Below are 18,865 nucleotides of genomic sequence, written 5' to 3'. Positions count from 1 at the left end.
CGCGCTCCGCACGCGTCGCGGCCTGCTTCTCGTGGGCTCGGGCGAGCTCTGCCTGCTAGGCTCGCGCTCATGCGCGACACGCTCCCCAAGGAGGTCGGCCAGGCGGTCCACATCCTCCGGTTGCTCCGTGGGCTCAGCATGCAGGAGTTCGCGGAGCGGGCGCAGCTCTCGGCCACGTACCTGCGGCAGGTCGAGCGCGGCGAGCGGGATCTCGGGCTCGGCGCGCTCGGCCTGATCGCCCAGGGGCTCCAGTGCGAGCCGCGCCTGCTGCTCCCCGGCGACGGGCGCAGCCCTGTCGCATCCATCGTGGCAGAGCGCTTTGACCAGGCCGAGGAGGCGCTCCAGAGCGCGATCCTCTTTCTGCTCATGGAGCCTGACGATTCAACGAGAAAGCAAGCAATGCTCGCCCTCGCCAGCGAAGATCCGGAGCGCGCGCGCCCGGCAGCTCCGCCCAAGTCGCCCCGCCCGGAGCGCGCCTTTTCAGGGCGTATTACTCCGCCGTCGAGCCGTCGTTCCGGAAAGTGATAGACCCGCCTCGCGCGCTCCGTGGCGCCGGTCGGCGCTGGCGACGGCTTCCGCGCGCCTGAGACCTCTGTTACTGTCGCCGCCAACCGATGTTCCCCGCGCCGTGTCCGGGGGTGTCATGGACTCGAACCTCGTGCCGGAGGTCCGACGCAGTGAGCAGAATCTTTTGGGCTGATCCAACACCGCAGCCAGCATGGACGAACGCGCGCCGCGCTGCGCTCTCCTTCCAGCGCGCGAGGCCTGAGTCCTCCGTGCCCGTCGCGCCGATCGAGGCGGAGGGGCCATGGTGATCCTCGGGCAGGAGTTCGCGGGGTACACCATCGTCGCGAGCCTCGACTCTCCCGCTCCGGCGGAGGCGTATCGCGCGCTCGACGCCGATGGCCGCGAGGTGACGCTCTATGTCCAGGAGGGCATGGGCATCGACGCCGGTGCGTTCCGCGGCGCGCTGGAGAGGCTCCTCTCGCTGTCTGCGCGGGTGCACGGCATCGTGCCTGTGATCGCGGGCGGGATGGAGGGAGATGCGGGGTGGATCGCTGCCCGGCAGAGCGACGATCCCTCGGTGGAAGATCTGCTGCCCCGGCTTCGCTCCGTCGCGTACGAGCTCGTCGTCGACGTCGCGCGGACGCTGGGCGCGGCGCACGCGCTGGGGCTCTCGCACGGGGATCTCGGCCCGCACACGGTGGTGATCACCGGTCAAGGCGCGGCTGTCCTGAGGGCGTTCGGGCTGCACCTGCTGTTCGGGGCGCCCGGGGACGCCATGGCGGATGCGGCGCGGTACCGGGCGCCGGAGGTCTTCAACGATCCGCATGCTCGCGCGATGGATGAACGAACCGACGTCTACGGGCTCGGGATGCTGCTGTATTGCCTCCTCGGGGGTCAGCGCCCGTTCGACGGCCGCGACGATCTGGACGTGTGCGCGCTCGACGAGGTGCCGCGGCCGCTCGAGGGGGTGTCGGCCCAGGTGAACGAGGCGCTGGCCCGGGCGCTCGCGAAGGACCCTGACGCGCGGTTCCAGACGGTCCACGAGCTCATGGCCGCCGTGCGGCCGCTGCTCATGGGCGCGGCGCCGCTCGCGGGGGGCGCTCCGCCGCCGAGGGGATCGCGCCCGCGAGCGGCGGCCGCTCCGCCGCTGCAGGAGCCGGCGCCGGATACGGAGCGGAGCGCGCCCGCTCCGGCGTCCCGCAACACGCTGCCCACCGGGACCCTCCCTCCGGAGGCCATGCGGCACCCCGTCGTCGAGATCGCCGCACCGCGCTCGCGCAGCAACGTCCTGCTGGCCGGTGGAGCGCTGCTGCTCGTCGCGCTGACGAGCGCCGCCGTCGCGGTGCCGTTGAGCTCGTACATCGCCCAACGTGGGATACCGCCCCCACCCGCCGGGCCACCGGCTCACGTGAGTGACTTGCATCACAATGAGCCGACAGCCTCACCGGTGCAGTGCGACCCCGGCGCCTCCGAGGCGGTGGGTCCTGCCGTCGAGGCGCCGGCGAGGAAGTCCAGGGCGACGCGCCGCGCCGAGCACGCCCCGCTGGTCGCGACCCCCGCCGTGGAAGCCAAGGGTAGCCCCGGGCAACCGTGGTACGGCGACCAGCTGTTCTAAGGCAATCCCGCGAGCCCGTTAGCAAACGACACCCCGGCGGATTGGGGCCGCCGGGGTGTCTACGCCGCAGACCTCGTGCCGGAGGCCTGGACGCATGGCTAGCCTACTCAATGCATTGCATCGATCGATCAAATTTTCTCACATTGCAGACAAATTTTTGTTCGATTGCCAGCAGAGCCGGGTTTTCGGCCGGATTTGGGGGGGGCGGACGGCAGGCAGGGCGAGAGGCTGGGCGGGTGGGTGAACCGACCGAGGTTGAAGCAGGGCGCCGGGGCGGGTGGGTGAACCGACCGAGGTTGAGGGCGGACGCGGACCGGGGCGCCGACCGAGGTTGAGGTTGAGGATGCCGGCCGACCGAGGTTGAGGATGCCGGCCGACCGAGGTTGAGGGTGAGGCGGGGCGCCGACCGAGGTTGAGGATGCCGGCCGACCGAGGTTGGGGATGCCGGCGCTGCCGGCCGACCGAGGTTGAGGGTGAGGCGGGGCGCCGACCGAGGTTGAGGATGCCGGCCGACCGAGGTTGGGGATGCCGGTGGCTTGGCGGTTCCCTTCCCCGGCCGACTTCCCGCAGTCGTGCCGGGGCGCCCCTCGGCTCACCGCGATCGCTCAGCGGAGCTCGTTCCCCGGGAGCGGCTGGAACACGTTTGCCCGGTACCACCTGAGCTCCTCGATCGACTCGCGGATGTCGTCGAGCGCGCGGTGGATCTCGCGCTTCTTGGGCGCTGCGCGCAGCGGATACCAGCGGCGCACCAGCTCCTTGAGCGTCGAGACATCCACGATGCGGTAGTGCAGGAAGGAGAGGAGCTCCGGCATGTAGCGCTGCAGGAAGGCGCGGTCCTTCCACACGGAGTTGCCGCACAGCACGGCCGTCCCCTTGTCGCAGTGCGCCTCGAGGAACGCGCGCGTCTCGGACTCCGCGTCGCCGACCGAGAGCGTGGACGCGCGGATGCGCTCGAGGAGCCCCGAGCGCTCGTGGAGATCGCGGACGAAGTCGCTCATTCCCGCGAGGACGCTCTCCGGCTGGTGGATGACGAGGCACGGCCCCTCGGCGACCACGGTCAGGTCGGGCTCCGTGACGATGGTCGCGATTTCCACGATCGCACACGAGCTCTCGTCGAGCCCCGTCATCTCGAGATCGACCCACACCATGCGCTGCGACCGGTCCGTCATCGGCGGCGAGCATAGCCGATCCGCGCCGGCTCCGGTCCACAGAGACCCGGCGCGACCCGGCTGCCCCGGGAACGGGCGGTGTGCTAAGCACGGGCCGGACACCGGGCTCGGAGGCCTGTCATGCGAGACGTCTTCATCGTGGATGCCGTTCGCACGCCGCGCGGGCGCGGCAAGGCGGGCAAGGGAGCGCTCTCGGGCGTGCACCCTCAAGAGCTCCTCGCGCAAACGCTCAATCGCCTCGCCGAGAAGACGGGGATCTGCAAGCAGGACGTCGAGGATGTGGTCGTCGGGTGCGTGACCCAGGCGGGCGAGCAGGGCGCGTGCATCGCGCGCACCGCCATCCTCGCGGCCGGCTGGCCGGACGACGTGACCGGCGTGACCGTCAACCGCTTCTGCGGCTCGGGCGCGCAGGCGGTGAACTTCGCGGCGATGGGGGTCATGTCCGGCCAGCAGGAGGTCGCCATCGGCGGCGGCGTCGAGAGCATGTCGCGCGTGCCGATGGGCTCGGACGGCGCGCCCCTCGACGGGAACAACCTCGCCCTCCGCAAGAAGCTCGCGATGGTGCCGCAGGGCATCTCGGCGGACCTCATCGCCACGATCGAGGGCTTCTCGCGCGAGGACGTCGACCGCTTCGCGCTGGAGAGCCAGCGCAAGGCCGAGCGGGCCGCGGGCGAGGGGCGCTTCGCGAAGAGCCTCTTCACGGTCGTCGATCTCGACGGCAAGCCGCTGCTCGACAGGGACGAGCACCCGCGGGCCGGGGCGACGATGGAGGCCCTCGCGAAGCTCGAGCCGGCGTTCGGAAGCCTCGGGTCGACGCCGATGGGCCCCGCCGGCGAGACCGTGGATGCGCTGGCGCTGGCGCGCTATCCGCAGGTGGCGTCGATCCGGCACGTCCACACGGCGGGCAACTCGAGCGGCATCGTGGACGGGGCGGCCGTCGTGCTGCTCGCGTCCGGCGACTACGTGAAGGCGCACGGGCTCGCCCCGCGCGCGAGGATCCGCGCCACGGCGACGGCCGGCGCCGAGCCGGTGATCATGCTGACGGCCCCCGCGCCCGCGTCGGAGCGCGCCCTCAAGAAGGCGGGCATGCAGGCGCGCGACGTCGATCTCTGGGAGATCAACGAGGCGTTCGCGGCGGTGCCGCTGCAGACGGCGCGCAAGCTCGACATCGACCTCGACCGCGTCAACGTGAACGGCGGCGCGATCGCGCTCGGTCACCCGCTCGGCGCGACCGGGGCCTGCCTGATCGGGACGGCGCTCGACGAGCTCGAGCGCGCCGGCAAGGCGACCGCGCTGATCACGCTGTGCATCGGCGGAGGGATGGGCGTGGCGACCATCCTCGAGCGGGTGTGAGCCGCTCCGGCGCGGCGATGGAGGTGCGCGGCGATCACGGGAGCGCCTCTGACGAGCACCGGCACGGGCGCGGCGGCCGGCGCGGCGATGGACACGATCACGGGCATCACCATGCCCCAGGGCACGACCACGATCACGGCCATGGCCACGACCACGGCGACCCGCAGCACCACGACCACGGCCACGATCTCCGGCGCGCGCCGCTCCGCCGGCTGCTCACGGCGTTCGCGCTCACGACGTCGTTCCTGGTCGTCGAGGCGGCGGTCGGGTGGTGGTCGAAGAGCCTCGCCCTGCTGGCCGACGCGGGCCACATGCTCGCGGACGCCGCGGCGCTCGGCATCGCCATCATCGCCCAGCGCATCGCGGCGCAGGCGCGGACGCGCGAGCGGACGTACGGCTTCCGGCGCGCGGAGGTGCTCGCGGCCTTCGCCAACGGCGTCGCGCTGGCGCTGACGGCGATCTGGATCTTCATCGAGGCGGCCCACCGCTGGCGCGCGCCCCAGGCGGTGCACGCCGAGGCGCTGGCGATCACCGCGGCGCTGGGGCTGCTCGTGAACGTGGTCGCGGCGCTGCTGCTCTCGGCCGGCGAGCACGGGCACAACATCAACACGCGGGCCGCGCTGGCGCACGTGCTGTCGGACGCGCTCGGCTCGGTCGGCGCCATCGCCGCGGGCGTGCTCATCCTCGCCTTCGGCTGGACGCGGGCCGATCCGGTGATCAGCGCGGCCATCGGCGCCCTCGTGCTCTGGGGCGGCTGGCGGCTCGTGCGCGACACGTCCCGCGTGCTCATGGAGGGCAGCCCGATCGAGATCGATCTCGCCCACGTCGAGGACACCATCCGGAGCGTGTCCGGCGTCGTCGACATCCACGATCTGCACGTCTGGTCGATCTCCGACGGCTTCAACGTGCTCACCGTGCACGTGGTCCTCGCCAAGGGGCACCACGGCACGAACGTGGCCGCCGCGGTGGCCCGGCGGCTGCGCGAGAAGCACGCGCTCACCCACTGCACGATCCAGCCGGAGCCGCTCCAGGAAGAGCTCCTGGTGACGCTCAGGCGGCCGGGCGTCGGGGCGCCGGGAGGGGACGGGGGCGGGCCCGCGGGCGGCTGAGCGCCGCTCTAGATCCGGCTCTCCGCCCCGCGTCAGACCCCGCACTCGACGTTGCCGCGCTGGAGCGCCGTGAGGCGCGAGTCCTCGAGCGCCTCGGCCTCGGCGAGGAGCCACCGGAACATCGCGTTCGCGATCGCCCGCTCCTTGCGCGTGTTGAACAGCCAGACGGCCGCGTGGCACACGTCGGCGTGCAGCTTGGGGAACGCGAGGCGGCGGAACTCCACGCCGACGAGCACCGCCGCGGCCTCGTACTGCGCGCGCAGCGACGTCCACTCGCGCCACTCGGAGAGCGCCGGCAGCTCGCGCCGCTCGTCGACGCGGCGGCGCAGGGCGTCGCACGCGATCTCCACCTCGGACAGGAGCTCGTCGCGGAGGCGCCGGCGCGTGCGGCCGATGGTCGCGCCGAGGTCGTCCCACGCCGCGCGCGGCACGCGCGCCGCGCGCAGCGTCGCCGCGAGGTCCTCCTCGACCGCGCGCGCCAGCGGGCCGAGCGCCGCCTGCGCCCCCGAGGCGCCGAGCGACGCCGCCCGCTCGCGGAGCTCGGCCTGCGCGCGCTCGTCGTCGAGCGCCGCGTCCCACGCGCCGCCGAGCCGCCTGAGGTCGTCGCCCGAGACCTGGCCCCGGGGCCGGAGCAGCAGCGCGGCGTGGAGCAGCACCGCCCGGCTCCACAGATCGCCCTCGGCGACCCTCGCGGCGCAGGGCTCGGGCGCCTCCGGCTCCGGGCGCGGCGCGCCCGCGCCCGCTTCCAGGGCCCGGCGCACGATCGGGAGCGTGGCGCGGCGGCGGGGCGCGACGAGCCATCGCAGCCAGAGCCCGAGCGCCCCCGGCGCGGGCTCCTCGCCGACCAGCCGCGCCGCGACGGCGCCGAGCAACCACATCGCCCGGCCGCCGCTCACACACGCGTATCCGCTCACGGCCCCCCAGTCGCCGCGGGAGGCCGCCTCGGCTGCGAGCCAGCTCGCGGCGACGCGGCGGGCCGCGTCGGGGCAGGCGCGCTCGTCCAGGCCGGCGACGCTGTCGAAGAGCGCCCGCGCGCCCTCCACGTCGCCGCGGTGCGCCGCGAGCATCGCGCCCGCGGCGATCCCCGCGCCGCGCAGCGGAGCGGCGCTCGCCGAGGACGGCGCGGGCGCCCCGCCGGCGTGCTCGCCGCCGCGCTCGATCCGCTCGCTGACCCAGGCCTCCACCGCGGCGTCCGGCTTCCGCGCGCGGCAGAGCGCCCACGCGGCCGCGAGCGCCGCGCCGCCGCGCCGGTCGACGCGAAAGGCCCCGTCCGACAGCGACGCGACGAAGTACGCGGCGCGCGGCAGCCCGAGCGGGATGAGCGCGTGGCGAGCGAAGGACCAGGGCACCATGAGCAGCGCGAGCGGCGCGAGCGGCACCGCGCACCAGAGCTGGCCCCCGGCGAGCGCGAGCGCGAGGAGGATCGCGATCGGCACGAAGACGAACAGCGCCACGACGTTCCAGAGGCCCACGCCGAGCATCCGGGGGCGCGGCGCAGCCCCGGGCGAGGCCTTCCGTGCGGCCACCTCGATGATCACCCGCACGACGACGGCGAGCACCAGGAGGCCGCCCCAGCTCATCTCGCCCTCCAGCCGAGCGCGGACAGCGCCTCGGGCCACGGCGCGCGCGGATCCTCCCCGGGCGGCTCCGGCGGCGGCAGCTCGCCGAGGTCGTCGTCGAGATCGTCCTTCGGCGGCGGCCTCGGGTCGAGCCGCGCCCAGACCTCGTGCGCCAGGCGGCGCTCCGGGTCCCGCAGCGCCGCCATCGCCTGCCGCACCTTGTCGGCCGTCCGCGCGCCGGGGCCGACCGGCGTCGGGTACGTCGCGGCGCTCGCCAGCTTGAGCTCGAGCATCCCGAGCAGCTTCTGCCCCTCGCGCTCGATCTCCGCGCGGCTCGCGCTCGGGCGCAGGCCGAGCACGTAGAACGGGTTGTCGCGGATGCGGCCGAGCGCGCCGTCCATCACCGCACCCCCGACTCGTGGCCGAGCCTGCGCTTCTGCGCGTCGACCGGCAAGAGGCGCCAGAGCTCCTCGGTGATCGTCCTGAGCGCCGCCGTGTCGCCGCGCTCCGCCGCGCCGCGCCCGTCGCGCACGAGCCGCTGCGCGCGGACCAGATCCGAGGCCTGGTGCGCCTCCGAGGCGGCGTCCTCGAACATCCACACCCACGCCTTCGGGTGGCGCTGGAACGCCGCGCTGCTCAGGTTGCGGACCAGGCGGAGCTGCCGCTGCAGCTCGACCTGGTTCTTCTCGGCGCGCGCCCGCGCCACGCCCTGCGCGGCCTCCTCGAGGAGCGCCTTCTCCGTGCTCGATCCGAGCTGCGAGATCCACGTCGACGCGCTCGCGACGGCGGCCTGCGCCTCGGCGTCGAGCTCCGGCCAGCGCTTGTCGGCCTCGGCCTGCTCGAGCAGGACGTCGAGCTCGAGCAGCGCGCGCCGCGCCTTCTGCCCCGCGTCGGCGTCGCCGCCGCGCGCCGCGGCGGCGTCGCGCTCCACCTCGGCGAGCGCGCACTCGACGTACGTGACCTTGCCGAGCGCGTGCGGCGCGTCCCTGCGCAGGGCGGCCTCGCGCACCGCGGCGAGCCGCTCGCGCATGGCGGCGAGCGAGGCGTCGAGCACCTCCGGCGCCGCCTCGGGGACGAGGAGGTGCGCGACGCGCTCGAACACGAGCCCCTGCGACGGGATCAGCGCGCGCGCCGAGAGGTGCCCGCCCCGATCGAGCTCGAGCGTCAGCTCGATCGCCGAGCCCGCGGGCAGGGTCGCCGTGAGCCCGCTCCCGTCGATCTCGAGCGTCCCGACCACGCGGCAGAGGTGGGCGACGTCGAGCTCGCCCTGCACGACGGGGATCTTCAGCACGCACGCGCTGGAGCCCTTCGGGACGCTCTCCACGCTGTGGTGCACGAACGTCCGCCGGGCCGGCAGCGGCGCGCCCCGCTCGAAGTAGACGCGCACCGAGTTGTCCGCGAGCGCGACCCCGATCGTGCGCGACAGCGGCGGATCGCCGATCGTGAGCCCCTGGACGATCGTGATCGCCTGCGGGTGCACCGGCACCCGCGCGCCGCCGGCCGCGCTCGCCTCGATGTTGAACACGTTCGGCCGGCGCGGCAGCAGGTCGACGGTCACCACGAACGCCCCCTCGGCGTCGAGCGGGGCCTCGGCGCTCGTCCACCCGTCGCCTTCCCGCGTGAGCCGGATCCGCTCGGGCGCGGCCCCCGGCCCCTCCATGACGCGGCCGACCACGTGGGGCGTGAGATCGCTCGACATGGCCGGGTACTGGAGCCACAGCCGGCGACCCTCCTCCTTGGCCCGCGCGCCCGAGGAGGCGGCCCGCGCGTCGAGCCCCGCCGTCGCCGCGTAGATCGCGGCCCCCTGCGCGACGAGCGTCATCGGGTCGAGCCCCTCGCCGAAGGGCGCGCCGAGCGCGCCCCGGACGCGCTCGCGCAGCGCCGGCATCACCGTCGGCCCGCCCACGAGCACGACGCGCGCGAGCTGCGACGCGTCGAGCCCGTGCGCCGCGAGCAGCCGGCGGCAGACCTCGATCGAGCGGTCGATGATCGGCGCGCAGAGCGCGTCGAGCGTGGACCTCTGCAGGACCAGGTCGACGTCGACGGGCGCGCCGTCCACCTCGAACGCCGCGGGCACCGCGAGCGCCGCCTCGTCGGCGCGGGTGAGCTCGATCTTGATCTCCTCGACCGCGAGCTTGAGCTTGCGGAGCGCGGCGGCGTGCCGCGGGTCGGCGCGGCTCACGGTGACGCCCTGGGTGCGCCCGATCTCGGCGAGCGCCCAGTCGACGATCGCCCAGTCGAAATCGCGCCCGCCGAGGAAGTTGTCGCCGTCGTGCCCGACGACGCGCAGCAGCCCGTCGCGCGTCTCGAGCAGGGAGACGTCGAACGTCCCGCCGCCGAGGTCGTAGACGAGCCAGCTGCCCGTGGACTCCTCGACCGTCCAGCCGGCGGCCAGCGCCGAGGCCACCGGCTCCTGGATCAGCTCGACGCGCTCGAACCCCGCGCGCCGCGCCGCCTCCGACGTCGCCGCGCTCTGGGGCAGCTCGAAGAGCGCGGGCACCGAGATCACCGCCGAGGCCGGCAGGACCCCGAGGTGCTCCGCGACGTCGGCGCGCAGGGAGCGCAGCACCTCGGCGGCGAGCTCCTCGGGCTTCTTCGCGACCTTCGCCGCCGCGAACTCGATCGGCTGGGCCGTGCCCATCAGCCGCTTGAACTCCGCGCGGGTGTTCTGCGGATCGCCCTCGAGGAACCGGCGCGCGCGCGCGCCGACCGTGACCGTCCCGCGCGCGTCGATCCGCACCACGCTCGGGGTGAGCGTCGCGCCCTGGGAGTTCCTGACGAGGGTGACCTTCTCGCCGTCGAAGGCGGCCGCGGTCGAGTTCGTGGTGCCGAGGTCGATGCCGACGTAAAGCGGGCGTGCAGCCATCACTCGCAAGGATACACGCGCGGCACGGCGGCCGCCCGGCGAGGCATGGAACACGCACGGCGAAGCCGCTGGCGCGCGGCTGGCGCGCGGCTGGCGCGCGGCTGGCGCCCGCCCGCCCGCCCGCCGCGAGGCGCGTCCGCCCTCGGGGTACGGGAACAGCGTACGTCAGCGCAGCGCCGCGGCGCCCGCGGTCACCCTGCGAACAGCTGCGTCACCCAGACCCGGCCGGTCGGGTCGCGCACGACCGCCACGCCGGTCCTCCCGTAGCGCCGGTCGAGCAGGTTGCCCCGGTGCGACGGGCTCGCCCAGATCGCGCGGTGCGCTCCCTCGGTCGTGCCCGAGCTGGCCACGTTCTCCCCCGCGATCGTCGCCTCGTACCCGGCCGCCCCGAGGCGCGCCGCCGGATCGCCCGAGCCCACGTCGTGGCCCACCATCTTCGCCTTGATCATCTCCTCGGAGTGCGCCCGCGCCAGCGCGGCGAGCGCCGCGTCGCGCGCGAGCGCGGGCAGGCGCTCCGACGCCCGTGCGGCGTTCATCATCCGCAGCATCGCGTCCTCGTCGCCCTGCGCCCCCTTCGCGGCCTCCTCGCCCGGCGCCGCCGCGCGGACGAACCGGCCCGGCGGAGCGCTCCCCGCGAAGATCATCGCCTCCAGCACGGGCCTCGGCCCGGTCGACACCGTGGCCAGCACCTGCACGAGCCAGCTCCCCGGCTGGTCGACCGCGAAGCTCGAGCGGAGCCGCGCGCCCGACAGGGAGCTCAGCACCGTCTTGGGCGCGCCCCGCGGCCCCAGCAGCACCACCTTCGCCGCGGTCGCCGGGACCCGCATCGTCCCTTCGAGGGTCACCCATTGCCCTACCCGCGCGGTCGTCGGCAGCGGCGAGAGATCCGCGAGCGCGTCCACCCCGATCGCGGACACGATCACCGTCCCGTCCGGCTTCTTCGCCTGGGCCACCCCACATCGCCGCACCCCGAGGGTGGTCCACCCCGAGAGCCACCCGTCGATCCGCGCCCCGATCTCCGCCGGCCCGAGCCCTCGGCCGGAGATCGACCATCCCCTCGGCCACGCGTGCGGCGCGCCGGCAGCGCGCAGCGTGAACGAAAGCTCGTCGGGCGGCATGATCTCCCCGCCCTGGAGCTGCCGCTCGACGTTGCGCTGGGCGACGGCGGCGAGCGCCGTGTCCGCGCTGCCGCAGCGGGCCGCGAGCGCGGCGATCTCCGGCGAGACCGCCTTGGGGGGCTGCGGCGAGCGCGTCGTCGCCTCCCACGTGAGCGCCGGCGGCTCCGCTGCCGCCGCGCCCGCGGAGGCGAGCGCCGCGCCGAGCACCCCGCTGGCCCACCATGACCGCATTCGACTCGGCTAGCAGGTTTCCCGCCCCGGCGCTCGTTCACCTGCGTCGCCGCGAAAGCCGCGCGGTCCCGCGGGCGGCTCGTGCTACCGTGGCCGTCGCGCAGGATGGCTGAGGTCTCCAAGGCCGCGAAGGTCGGCGTGATGACGATCGTGCTCGCGGGCGCGGCCTACGGCGGGTACCGCTTCGTCTCGCGCGACATCGGCGGCGGGAACGGCTACCGCGTCTGGGCCACGCTGCCCGACGCGATCGGCGTGTCGCCGCAGTCGCGGGTGATGATCTCGGGCATCCAGGTCGGCGTCGTCGACAAGATCTCGCTCTACAACGGGCAGGCGCGCATCGACATCAAGATGAGCCCCGACGTCCCGCTCTACGAGGACGCGGCCATCGGCAAGCGCGCGACGAGCCTCATCGGCGAGTCGTTCGTCGTGCTCTCGCCCGGCACCGAGGGCAAGCCGCGCATCCCCGACGAGGGGAGGGTCCTCTATTACATCGACGAGCCGACGATCCAGTCGATGCAGGGGCAGGTCGCCGAGATCCTGAAGGACGTCAAGACCGTCACCGAGACGCTGAGGAACACCGTCGGCTCCGAGGGCGGGCAGGAGCGGCTCGCGCAGATCCTCGAGAACCTCGCCGAGGTCACCGAGCAGATGAACGCGACCGTGCGCGAGAACCGCGCGGGCGTCACCGAGACCATCAACAACATCAATCAGATCACGGGCGACTCGGGCCCGCGCCTGCGGGAGATCCTGCGCAACGTCGAGCAGGTGAGCCGCGACATCCGCATGATGACGGCCGCGGCCGAGGTGCCCGGCCGGAACGGGCAGCCCGGGGAGCTCCGGAGCGCCGCAGAGCGCGTGGGCCGCGCGACCGAGAGCCTCGAGTCGGCGCTGAAGCACGTCGACAGCGTCGCCGCGCGCGTCGACCGCGGGGAGGGGACGCTCGGCCGCATCACCCGGGACGAGACGCTGATCAACGAGGTCGAGACGGTCGTCGAGAACGTCGGCGAGCTCGTCGGCGGGCTCAGCCGGTTCCAGACCGTGGTCGGGCTGCGCACCGACTACAACTTCCTCGCGAACACCATCAAGAGCTACGTCGAGCTCAGGCTCCAGCCGACGGAGGACAAGTACTACGTCGTCGAGCTGGTGAACGACCCGCGCGGCAAGACGGACTTCCAGCAGATCGACGTCGACACGACCAACCCGAACGAGCCCGCGCACTACCGCGAGGTCCGCACGATCACGACGAACGCCTTCCGGTTCTCGTTCCAGTTCGCGAAGCGGCTCGGCCCCTTCACGGGCCGGTTCGGCATCAAGGAGTCGACGGGCGGCCTCGGCCTCGATCTCCACCTGCTCGACGATCGGTTCGAGCTCCGCCAGGACCTGTTCGGCTTCGGCGAGGAGCTGTCGCCGCGCTGGCGCGTCGCGCTCGCGTACGAGTTCATCCGGAAGCTGTGGCTGCTCGGCGGGATGGACGACATCCTGAACGGCGATCGCCGGGATTACTTCATCGGCCTGCAGCTCCGGTTCAACGACGCGGACCTGAAGACGGTCCTGCCCTTCGCGCCGTCGAGCTTCTGATCGCGCCCCCGCCCTCTCGGCGCGGCCCCGGCGGTGCGCCCGGGCCCCTGTGCTATAGCGCGAGCATGAAGCGCTCGCTTCTTCGCGGAGTACGTCGCGGATACGCGCTCTTGATCCCCCTCGCCGCGATCTCCGCGGCGGCCTTCGCTTCGGCCTGTCAGGGGTGCAAGCTCCCCGCGACGGCCGCCGTGAGCGCGGACGCGGACGTGGACGCGAACGCGAACAAGCCGACGGTGCGGCTCTACGTGCTCAGCACCGTGGCCGGCGCGCTGGAGCCGTGCGGCTGCACGAAGGATCAGCTGGGAGGCATCGACCACCTCGCCGCCTTGGTCGAGGCCCAGCGCGGCGAGGCCCCGGATCGGCTCGTGGTCGGCGCGGGGCCGCTGCTCTTCACGGACCCCGAGGTGAAGCCGGAGCGCTCCTCGCAGGACGCGTGGAAGGCCGAGGCGATGGCGCTGGCGGCGAAGGAGATCGGGCTGACGGCGTGGGCGCCTGGCGAGAACGATTGGGCGCTCGGCGCGGAGGCGCTCGGCAAGTACCAGGCGCAGTCCGGGGCGGCGCTGCTCGGCAAGAACCTCGAGGGCGCGAAGGGCGTCCAGGGCGTCGTCGTGCGCGACGTCTCCGGCGTGAAGGTGGGCCTCATCGGCGTGAGCGACCCGAAGGGCCGCGCCGGCGCCTACCCCGAGGGCGTCAAGGCCGGCCCGGCGATCGACGCGATGAAGGCGGGCGTCGAGGAGGCGAAGAAGCAGGGCGCGAGCGTCTTCGTGGGGCTCGCGGCGCTGCCCAGGGGCGAGGCGCTGCGGCTCGCGGACAACGTGCCGGAGCTGCACGTGCTGGTGCTCGGCAAGCCGAGCGAGCGCGGCGACGGCAACGACGGCCCGAAGCCGCCGGAGATCATCGGGTCGACGCTGGTCGTGGAGACGCCGAACCACCTCCAGTCGGTGGCGGTCGTGGATCTCTTCGTTCGAGGCGGCGGCGGCGGCCCGCTCGTGTTCGCCGACGCGGGCGGCGTCGCGAAGGCCGGGGAGCTCATCAGCCTGTCGGAGCGCATCCGGGAGCTCGAGATCCGCCTCAACGGCTGGGAGGGCGACGAGCGGGTAGCGGCGAAGGACGTCGAGGCGCGGAAGGCGGATCTCGAGAAGCTCCGGGCCGAGAAGGCGCAGCTCGAGGCGGCGGAGACGAAGGTGACCGGCAGCTTCTTCCGCTACAGCTCGGTCGAGGTGCGCGAGAAGCTCGGGGCCGACAAGGACGTCGCCGGGGAGCTCCTCGCCTATTACAAGCGGGTCAACGACCACAACAAGCAGGCCTTCGCGGATCGCGTCCCCGAGAAGCCGGCGAAGGGCGAGGCCAGCTACATCGGCATCGACGCCTGCACGAACTGCCACGACGAGGAGCGCAAGGTCTTCGACGGCACCGCGCACGCGCGGGCCTACGCCACGCTGCAGCAGGATTTCAAGGAGTTCAACCTGGACTGCGTGAGCTGTCACGTGACCGGGTACGGCAAGCCGGGCGGCTCCACCGTGACGCACAACGCGTCGCTGCAGAACGTGCAGTGCGAGGAGTGCCACGGCCCCGGCTCGCTGCACGCGAAGGATCCCGAGAAGAAGGGGCTCATCGTGCTCTCGCCCCCGCCCCAGAGCTGCGTCACGCAGTGCCACCACCCGCCGCACGTGGAGGGCTTCGATCCCATGGCCAAGATGCAGCTCATCCTCGGCCCCGGGCACGGCAGGGACTGAAGGAGGGGGCGCGGCGGCGGCCCTCTCCCGCTGGTTCTTCTGGTCCTGGGCTGCTTCTGGGCTGCGGCATTCCCGCGCCGTTTCGATCGCGCTACGGAATGCGCCTGTGACGAACGTCCACGCCGTCGTCTCCCGCCTTGGCCCGGTCGAGAGCGCGATCCTTGCGGAGCTCACCGCGGGCGCGCCACCGTTCGCTGTGCACCGCCGCGCCGCGCTGAGCTCGACGCTCCGCTACCTGGAGGGCGGCGGCGGCTCGCCGGTGGTCCTCCTGCACGGCCGCGGGAACGCCGCGACGACGTGGTTCCCGCTGCTCCCGGAGCTCGCGCGGCGCCACCGCGTCGTCGCGGTGGATCTTCCCGGCTTCGGCCACGCGTCGTCTCCGCCCTTCGAGGGCGGGGGTTTCGAGGAAGGCCTCCGCTTCTTCGCCGATCCCGTGGAGGAGCTCCTCCTCGAGCTGGATCTCGGCGGCGCCGCCCTCGTCGGCCACTCCCTCGGCGCGCTGGTCGCGGCGGAGATCGCGCTCCGCAAGCGCGCGCGCCCGCGGAAGCTCGTGCTCATCGGCGCGATGGGGGTCGGTCCCGTCATGACGGCGTGGAGCCGCGCCTATTTCCGCGCCCCGCCGGAGCGCCTGGTGCGGGTGCTCGGCCCCGCGCTCTTCCGCCGCCTCCGTCCGCCGCGGCCCACCCCGCTCGGCGAGCGTCTGGCCGCCTTGCACAGCGAGCTTTACGCCGTGCCGGACGGCCGGGTCGCGCCCGCCGCCGCGTTCAACGCGCTGTTCCCCGCCCTCGGCGCCGTTCCCCATCGCCTCCCGCGGCTCGGCGAGATCGACGCGGAGACGCTGGTGCTGTGGGGCGAGCGCGACGACGTGTTCCCGGCGCCGATCGGCATCGCCGCGGCCGCGGCGATCCCCCGCGCCACGCTGCACATGGTGCCGCTCGGGCACGCGCCCCACCTGGAGGATCCGGCGCTCGTCCTCCCGGCGCTCACCGCATTCCTCTCGGCCGGAGCAGCTCCCTCCCCGTAGCCCTCATGCGATGGCACGACATCGCCGTGCCGTTCAGGAGGGGAGGATCGCGGTCCGGGATGGGAGGATCGTGGTCCGGGATGGGAGGATCGCGGTCCGGGAGGGGAGGATCGTGGTCCGGGATGGGAGGATCGCGGTCCGGGAGGGGAGGATCGCGGTCCGGGAGGGGAGGATCGCCGTCGAGGGCCTCAGTGCACGCCGCCGACGAGCCACGCCTGCGCCGGGACGAGCACCTCTTCGGGCGAGCCTCCGCCCTGCGACGCCGGGCCGGTCGCGCTGCCGTCTCCCATCGGCGTCATGCGGAACCCGTGGTCGCCGAACACGAGCAGCAGCGTCCGCGGCGGCAGGCTGGCCATGAACCGCGCGATCACGTCGGCGACCTCCTCCGCGATGGCCTCGATCCGCTCGGCGAACGGCGGCCCGGCGGCGCGCAGGCGCGCCTCCACGAGGTCGAGCTTCATCAGCTCCCGCGACCCGACCCGCTCGCGCCGCAGCGTCGCCACCGCGCGCCCGCGGGCGATGGCGGGCTCCGCCTCGCTCGGGGGCATCGCCTCGCGGAGCCCGTCCGGCCCTCGGGCGAGCAGCGAGATCTGCGCCGTCGTCGTCGGCGGCAGCGCCGCCCAGAGGAGCGATCGCTCCACCAGGATGGCCCGATCCACCAGGATCTCCTTCAGGTGCGCGGCGACCCGCTCGCCGAGATCGAAGCGCATCGCGTCCACGAGCAGGAGCTTCACCCCGCGGGCCCCGTTGAGCCGGGCGATGCGGGCGGCGATGTCCGGGGCGTCGAACACCATGGGCGGCCGCTTGCCGGTCACGCGCAGCGCCGAGAACGCCTCCCGGTAGCTGTGCTCGAAGCTGGTCCTCCAGCTGTCGACGACGCCGCGCACGGCAGCGTCCGTCTCGCCGGCGAGCGTCGCGCCGAGCAGCGGCGTGTAGTGGGTCGCGAACAGCTGCTCGATGACCCGGACCGGCTTCGGGCCGCGGGCGTTGTCGAGCTCCACGGCGAGCGCGCGCCACTCCGCCGCGCTGAGGACCCGGTCGCGCGGCGTCTTCCGCTCCCGCCGCGCCTGCGGGGGCGCGTCGGCGTCCGCCTGGGCTCCGTCGGCGTTCGGCGCGTTCGGCGCGTTCGGCGCGTTCGGCGCGTTCGGCGCGTTCGGCGCGTTCGGCGCGTTCGGCGCGTTCGGCGCGTTCGGCGCGGCCTCGTGCGCCCCTCGCGGCGGCCTGAGCGTCGTCGCTGCGCCGCGCTCCTCGTGCGGCGCGCCCGGCTCGGCGGCCGGCGCGCCCGGCTCGCCGCTGGCGGGCGCCATCGCGGCCGTCTCGTCCGTGGCCGGCGGCGTGCCCGCGCCCGGCGCCCGCGCCGCGACGGCGCTTCTCCCGGCGACGGCCGCCGGCGCGTCTGCGCGGCGGATCCTCGAGGAGCGGGGGGGCAGCACGCCGCGCAGCCGCCCGTCCGTCCGCCCTTCGGCGGAGGCGGGCGACGCCGGCGCTCCATGCGCTTCGGGGGCCGTCGGCCTGGCCTCGAGCGCCTCGTCCGGGGCTGTCGATCGGGCCTGGAGCGCCTCGTCCACGGCCGTCGGCCCCGCCGGGAGCGCCTCGATCGGGGCTCTCGCTCCGGCGCTCGGCTGCGCCGGCCCGGCGGGGCGCTCCTCCCCGCGCGCCGCGAGGCTCCGCGCCTGCCCGCGCGGGGGCATGGAGACGGCGCCGTACCCGTCGCGCGTGCTCCTCTCGACGAGGTCCGCGAGGGGCACCGGCGCGAGCACCTGCGCGGACCTGTCGTCCGCGTCGAAGACGAGGGCGACGGGCGCCTCGCGCGCCGCGCCGAGCCAGGCGAGGAGCGTCGCGCTGTCGTCCGGGTGGAGCGCGCGCGGCGAGGCCGAGCGCCCGCCCGCGAGGCGCGGAAGGGCGACGGCGAGGCCCGCGGCGCCGAGCGCCCTGGACCGGAAGATCTGGTCGGCGATCACCACCTCGATCGGCGCGCCCGCCTGGACCCGCGGCGGCAGCGCGCCGCGCAGGGCCAGCGCGAGCTCGACGGCCTCCTCGATCGTCGCGCGGAGCTGCCCGTCGGGCGCCGCCGGGGCGCTCGCCCAGAGGAAGCGCTGCGACCTGAGCTCGCGCTCGGAGTCGGCGCCCTGCTCGCTCGGGGCGAAGCGGGCCGTGCCGCACGGGGGCGCAGGGGGGGACGTCGGTCGGCCCTCCTCGGAGGCGGAGTCGAGGCGGGAGACAGGATCGAGGCGCATCGCGCGGGACCCTCGCAGAGCTCGCGGAAATGGGCCAAGTTTCGGCGAGCGAGCGCGCGACCGCCGGGCGCGCGATCGAAGGCAGCGCCGGCCGCGGCCTCGGCGGGCCTCTCGCGAGGCCGCGGCGGGTCTCGGGTGGGGGCCTAGCGGGACTCGCGCGCGGTCTCGGCCATGAGGGCGAGCAGGGAGCAGGCGATGGCGAACCGGGCGTCGATTCGCCCCTGGTTCATCGACAGGTCGAGCGTGAACTCCTTCACGAACCACCGGAACACCTGCTTCACCTTCGCGACCTCCTGCTGGTGGAGCTCGATGTGCCACTTCCCGATGAGGAGCGGGAACATGCGGCGGAGCAGCGCGGCGCCGTCCTCCTGCATCAGCCCGACCGGCTGATCCGCGGGGTCGAGGATGTCCCATGTGTCGCGGACGATCGATTTGAGCCCGCGCGAGCGGAGGGTGCCGACGCGCTCGCCGGTGCGCGCGTCGAGGACGTCGAGGCACCGGTTGAGGGCGATGACCTGCCGCGCGCGGATCGTCAGCAGCGGCTGCGACTCCGACTCGTCCGCGAAGAGGGTGAACTCCTCACGCAGCTTGAGCAGCGGGTGCTTGACGAAGCAGACGAGGGAGCCGTCCGGCGCATAGACGTGGAACTTGCGGCCGAGCAGCGACCAGAAAGGCCGCTTGATCGTGTACGTGGGGTGCGAGAACGGTTGAACCGCGAGGCCGCCGTACGCGGCTTGGGCTTGGACCATGGGGCTGGCAGGCT

At 74.1% G+C, this 18,865-nt stretch carries 14 protein-coding genes; 7 read left to right on the top strand and 7 right to left on the bottom strand.

The window, feature by feature from the left end; genetic code table 11:
* Positions 1-69 precede the first annotated feature (69 nt).
* Both WMF27_RS38460 and WMF27_RS38455 read left to right on the top strand, forming a co-directional pair.
* The gene (locus WMF27_RS38460) at positions 70-525 is read left to right on the top strand and encodes a helix-turn-helix domain-containing protein (protein ID WP_437763929.1); all 456 of its coding nucleotides are present in this window, start codon (positions 70-72) and stop codon (positions 523-525) included.
* Positions 526-808: 283 nt separating this feature from the next.
* Positions 809-2,122: a serine/threonine protein kinase gene (locus tag WMF27_RS38455; protein WP_437763930.1), complete on the top strand. Its 1,314-nt coding sequence runs from the start codon at positions 809-811 to the stop codon at positions 2,120-2,122.
* 605 nt (positions 2,123-2,727) lie between these two features.
* Here WMF27_RS38455 and orn read toward each other — a convergent pair.
* Positions 2,728-3,291: an oligoribonuclease gene (gene orn, locus WMF27_RS38450; RefSeq protein ID WP_012240261.1), complete on the bottom strand. Its 564-nt coding sequence runs from the start codon at positions 3,289-3,291 to the stop codon at positions 2,728-2,730.
* Positions 3,292-3,411: 120 nt separating this feature from the next.
* On the opposite strand from orn, the gene WMF27_RS38445 reads away from it, so the two are divergent.
* Positions 3,412-4,644, top strand: a complete 1,233-nt coding sequence (locus WMF27_RS38445) for an acetyl-CoA C-acetyltransferase (RefSeq protein WP_437763931.1) — start codon at positions 3,412-3,414, stop codon at positions 4,642-4,644.
* Entirely contained in the window at positions 4,641-5,753 is a 1,113-nt protein-coding gene (locus WMF27_RS38440) for a cation diffusion facilitator family transporter (RefSeq protein ID WP_437763932.1), read from the top strand. The genes WMF27_RS38445 and WMF27_RS38440 overlap by 4 nt, the downstream gene beginning before the upstream one ends.
* Positions 5,754-5,785: 32 nt before the next feature.
* On the opposite strand, the gene WMF27_RS38435 is transcribed toward WMF27_RS38440, so the two are convergent.
* The 4 genes from WMF27_RS38435 to WMF27_RS38420 form a co-directional block, all read right to left on the bottom strand.
* Positions 5,786-7,333, bottom strand: a complete 1,548-nt coding sequence (locus tag WMF27_RS38435; protein WP_437763933.1) for a hypothetical protein — start codon at positions 7,331-7,333, stop codon at positions 5,786-5,788.
* Entirely contained in the window at positions 7,330-7,713 is a 384-nt protein-coding gene (locus WMF27_RS38430; RefSeq protein ID WP_437763934.1) for a hypothetical protein, read from the bottom strand. Before WMF27_RS38430 ends, WMF27_RS38435 begins: the two co-directional genes overlap by 4 nt.
* On the bottom strand, positions 7,713-10,178 hold the full coding sequence (locus WMF27_RS38425) for an Hsp70 family protein (RefSeq protein ID WP_437763935.1): 2,466 nt from the start codon (positions 10,176-10,178) through the stop codon (positions 7,713-7,715). Before WMF27_RS38425 ends, WMF27_RS38430 begins: the two co-directional genes overlap by 1 nt.
* Positions 10,179-10,369: 191 nt before the next feature.
* A complete protein-coding gene (locus WMF27_RS38420; RefSeq protein WP_437763936.1) occupies positions 10,370-11,527 on the bottom strand; it encodes a CAP domain-containing protein in 1,158 nt (385 codons plus the stop codon).
* 105 nt (positions 11,528-11,632) lie between these two features.
* On the opposite strand from WMF27_RS38420, the gene WMF27_RS38415 reads away from it, so the two are divergent.
* The 3 genes from WMF27_RS38415 (at position 11,633) to WMF27_RS38405 (ending at position 15,865) form a co-directional block, all read left to right on the top strand.
* The gene (locus WMF27_RS38415; RefSeq protein WP_437763937.1) at positions 11,633-13,105 is read left to right on the top strand and encodes an MlaD family protein; all 1,473 of its coding nucleotides are present in this window, start codon (positions 11,633-11,635) and stop codon (positions 13,103-13,105) included.
* Positions 13,106-13,215: 110 nt separating this feature from the next.
* Positions 13,216-14,841, top strand: coding sequence for a multiheme c-type cytochrome (locus WMF27_RS38410; protein WP_437763938.1), 1,626 nt, complete (start codon positions 13,216-13,218; stop codon positions 14,839-14,841).
* Positions 14,842-14,947: 106 nt separating this feature from the next.
* A complete protein-coding gene (locus WMF27_RS38405; RefSeq protein WP_437763939.1) occupies positions 14,948-15,865 on the top strand; it encodes an alpha/beta fold hydrolase in 918 nt (305 codons plus the stop codon).
* A 188-nt stretch (positions 15,866-16,053) separates the two neighbouring features.
* Here the strand turns inward: WMF27_RS38405 and WMF27_RS38400 are convergent, their stop codons facing one another.
* Both WMF27_RS38400 and WMF27_RS38395 read right to left on the bottom strand, forming a co-directional pair.
* The gene (locus tag WMF27_RS38400) at positions 16,054-18,102 is read right to left on the bottom strand and encodes a hypothetical protein (protein WP_437763940.1); all 2,049 of its coding nucleotides are present in this window, start codon (positions 18,100-18,102) and stop codon (positions 16,054-16,056) included.
* Positions 18,103-18,245: 143 nt separating this feature from the next.
* Entirely contained in the window at positions 18,246-18,851 is a 606-nt protein-coding gene (locus WMF27_RS38395; protein WP_437763941.1) for a hypothetical protein, read from the bottom strand.
* Positions 18,852-18,865 lie beyond the last annotated feature (14 nt).

This window comes from Sorangium sp. So ce281 (genome assembly GCF_051527395.1).
GTDB lineage: Bacteria > Myxococcota_A > Polyangia > Polyangiales > Polyangiaceae > Sorangium > Sorangium cellulosum_B.
The sequence above is the reverse complement of the archived record's forward strand: the minus strand, read 5'-3'. Positions and strand labels throughout refer to the sequence as shown.

Excerpts from the sequence above, each read along its gene's own strand:
- WMF27_RS38425 (WP_437763935.1), bottom strand. The coding sequence starts at position 10,178 with ATGGCTGCACGCCCGCTTTACGTCGGCATCGACCTCGGCACCACGAAC.
- WMF27_RS38430 (WP_437763934.1), bottom strand. The coding sequence starts at position 7,713 with ATGGACGGCGCGCTCGGCCGCATCCGCGACAACCCGTTCTACGTGCTC.
- WMF27_RS38435 (WP_437763933.1), bottom strand. The coding sequence starts at position 7,333 with ATGAGCTGGGGCGGCCTCCTGGTGCTCGCCGTCGTCGTGCGGGTGATC.
- WMF27_RS38400 (WP_437763940.1), bottom strand. The coding sequence starts at position 18,102 with ATGCGCCTCGATCCTGTCTCCCGCCTCGACTCCGCCTCCGAGGAGGGC.
- orn (WP_012240261.1), bottom strand. The coding sequence starts at position 3,291 with ATGACGGACCGGTCGCAGCGCATGGTGTGGGTCGATCTCGAGATGACG.
- WMF27_RS38395 (WP_437763941.1), bottom strand. The coding sequence starts at position 18,851 with ATGGTCCAAGCCCAAGCCGCGTACGGCGGCCTCGCGGTTCAACCGTTC.
- WMF27_RS38455 (WP_437763930.1), top strand. The coding sequence starts at position 809 with ATGGTGATCCTCGGGCAGGAGTTCGCGGGGTACACCATCGTCGCGAGC.
- WMF27_RS38445 (WP_437763931.1), top strand. The coding sequence starts at position 3,412 with ATGCGAGACGTCTTCATCGTGGATGCCGTTCGCACGCCGCGCGGGCGC.
- WMF27_RS38415 (WP_437763937.1), top strand. The coding sequence starts at position 11,633 with ATGGCTGAGGTCTCCAAGGCCGCGAAGGTCGGCGTGATGACGATCGTG.
- WMF27_RS38420 (WP_437763936.1), bottom strand. The coding sequence starts at position 11,527 with ATGCGGTCATGGTGGGCCAGCGGGGTGCTCGGCGCGGCGCTCGCCTCC.
- WMF27_RS38460 (WP_437763929.1), top strand. The coding sequence starts at position 70 with ATGCGCGACACGCTCCCCAAGGAGGTCGGCCAGGCGGTCCACATCCTC.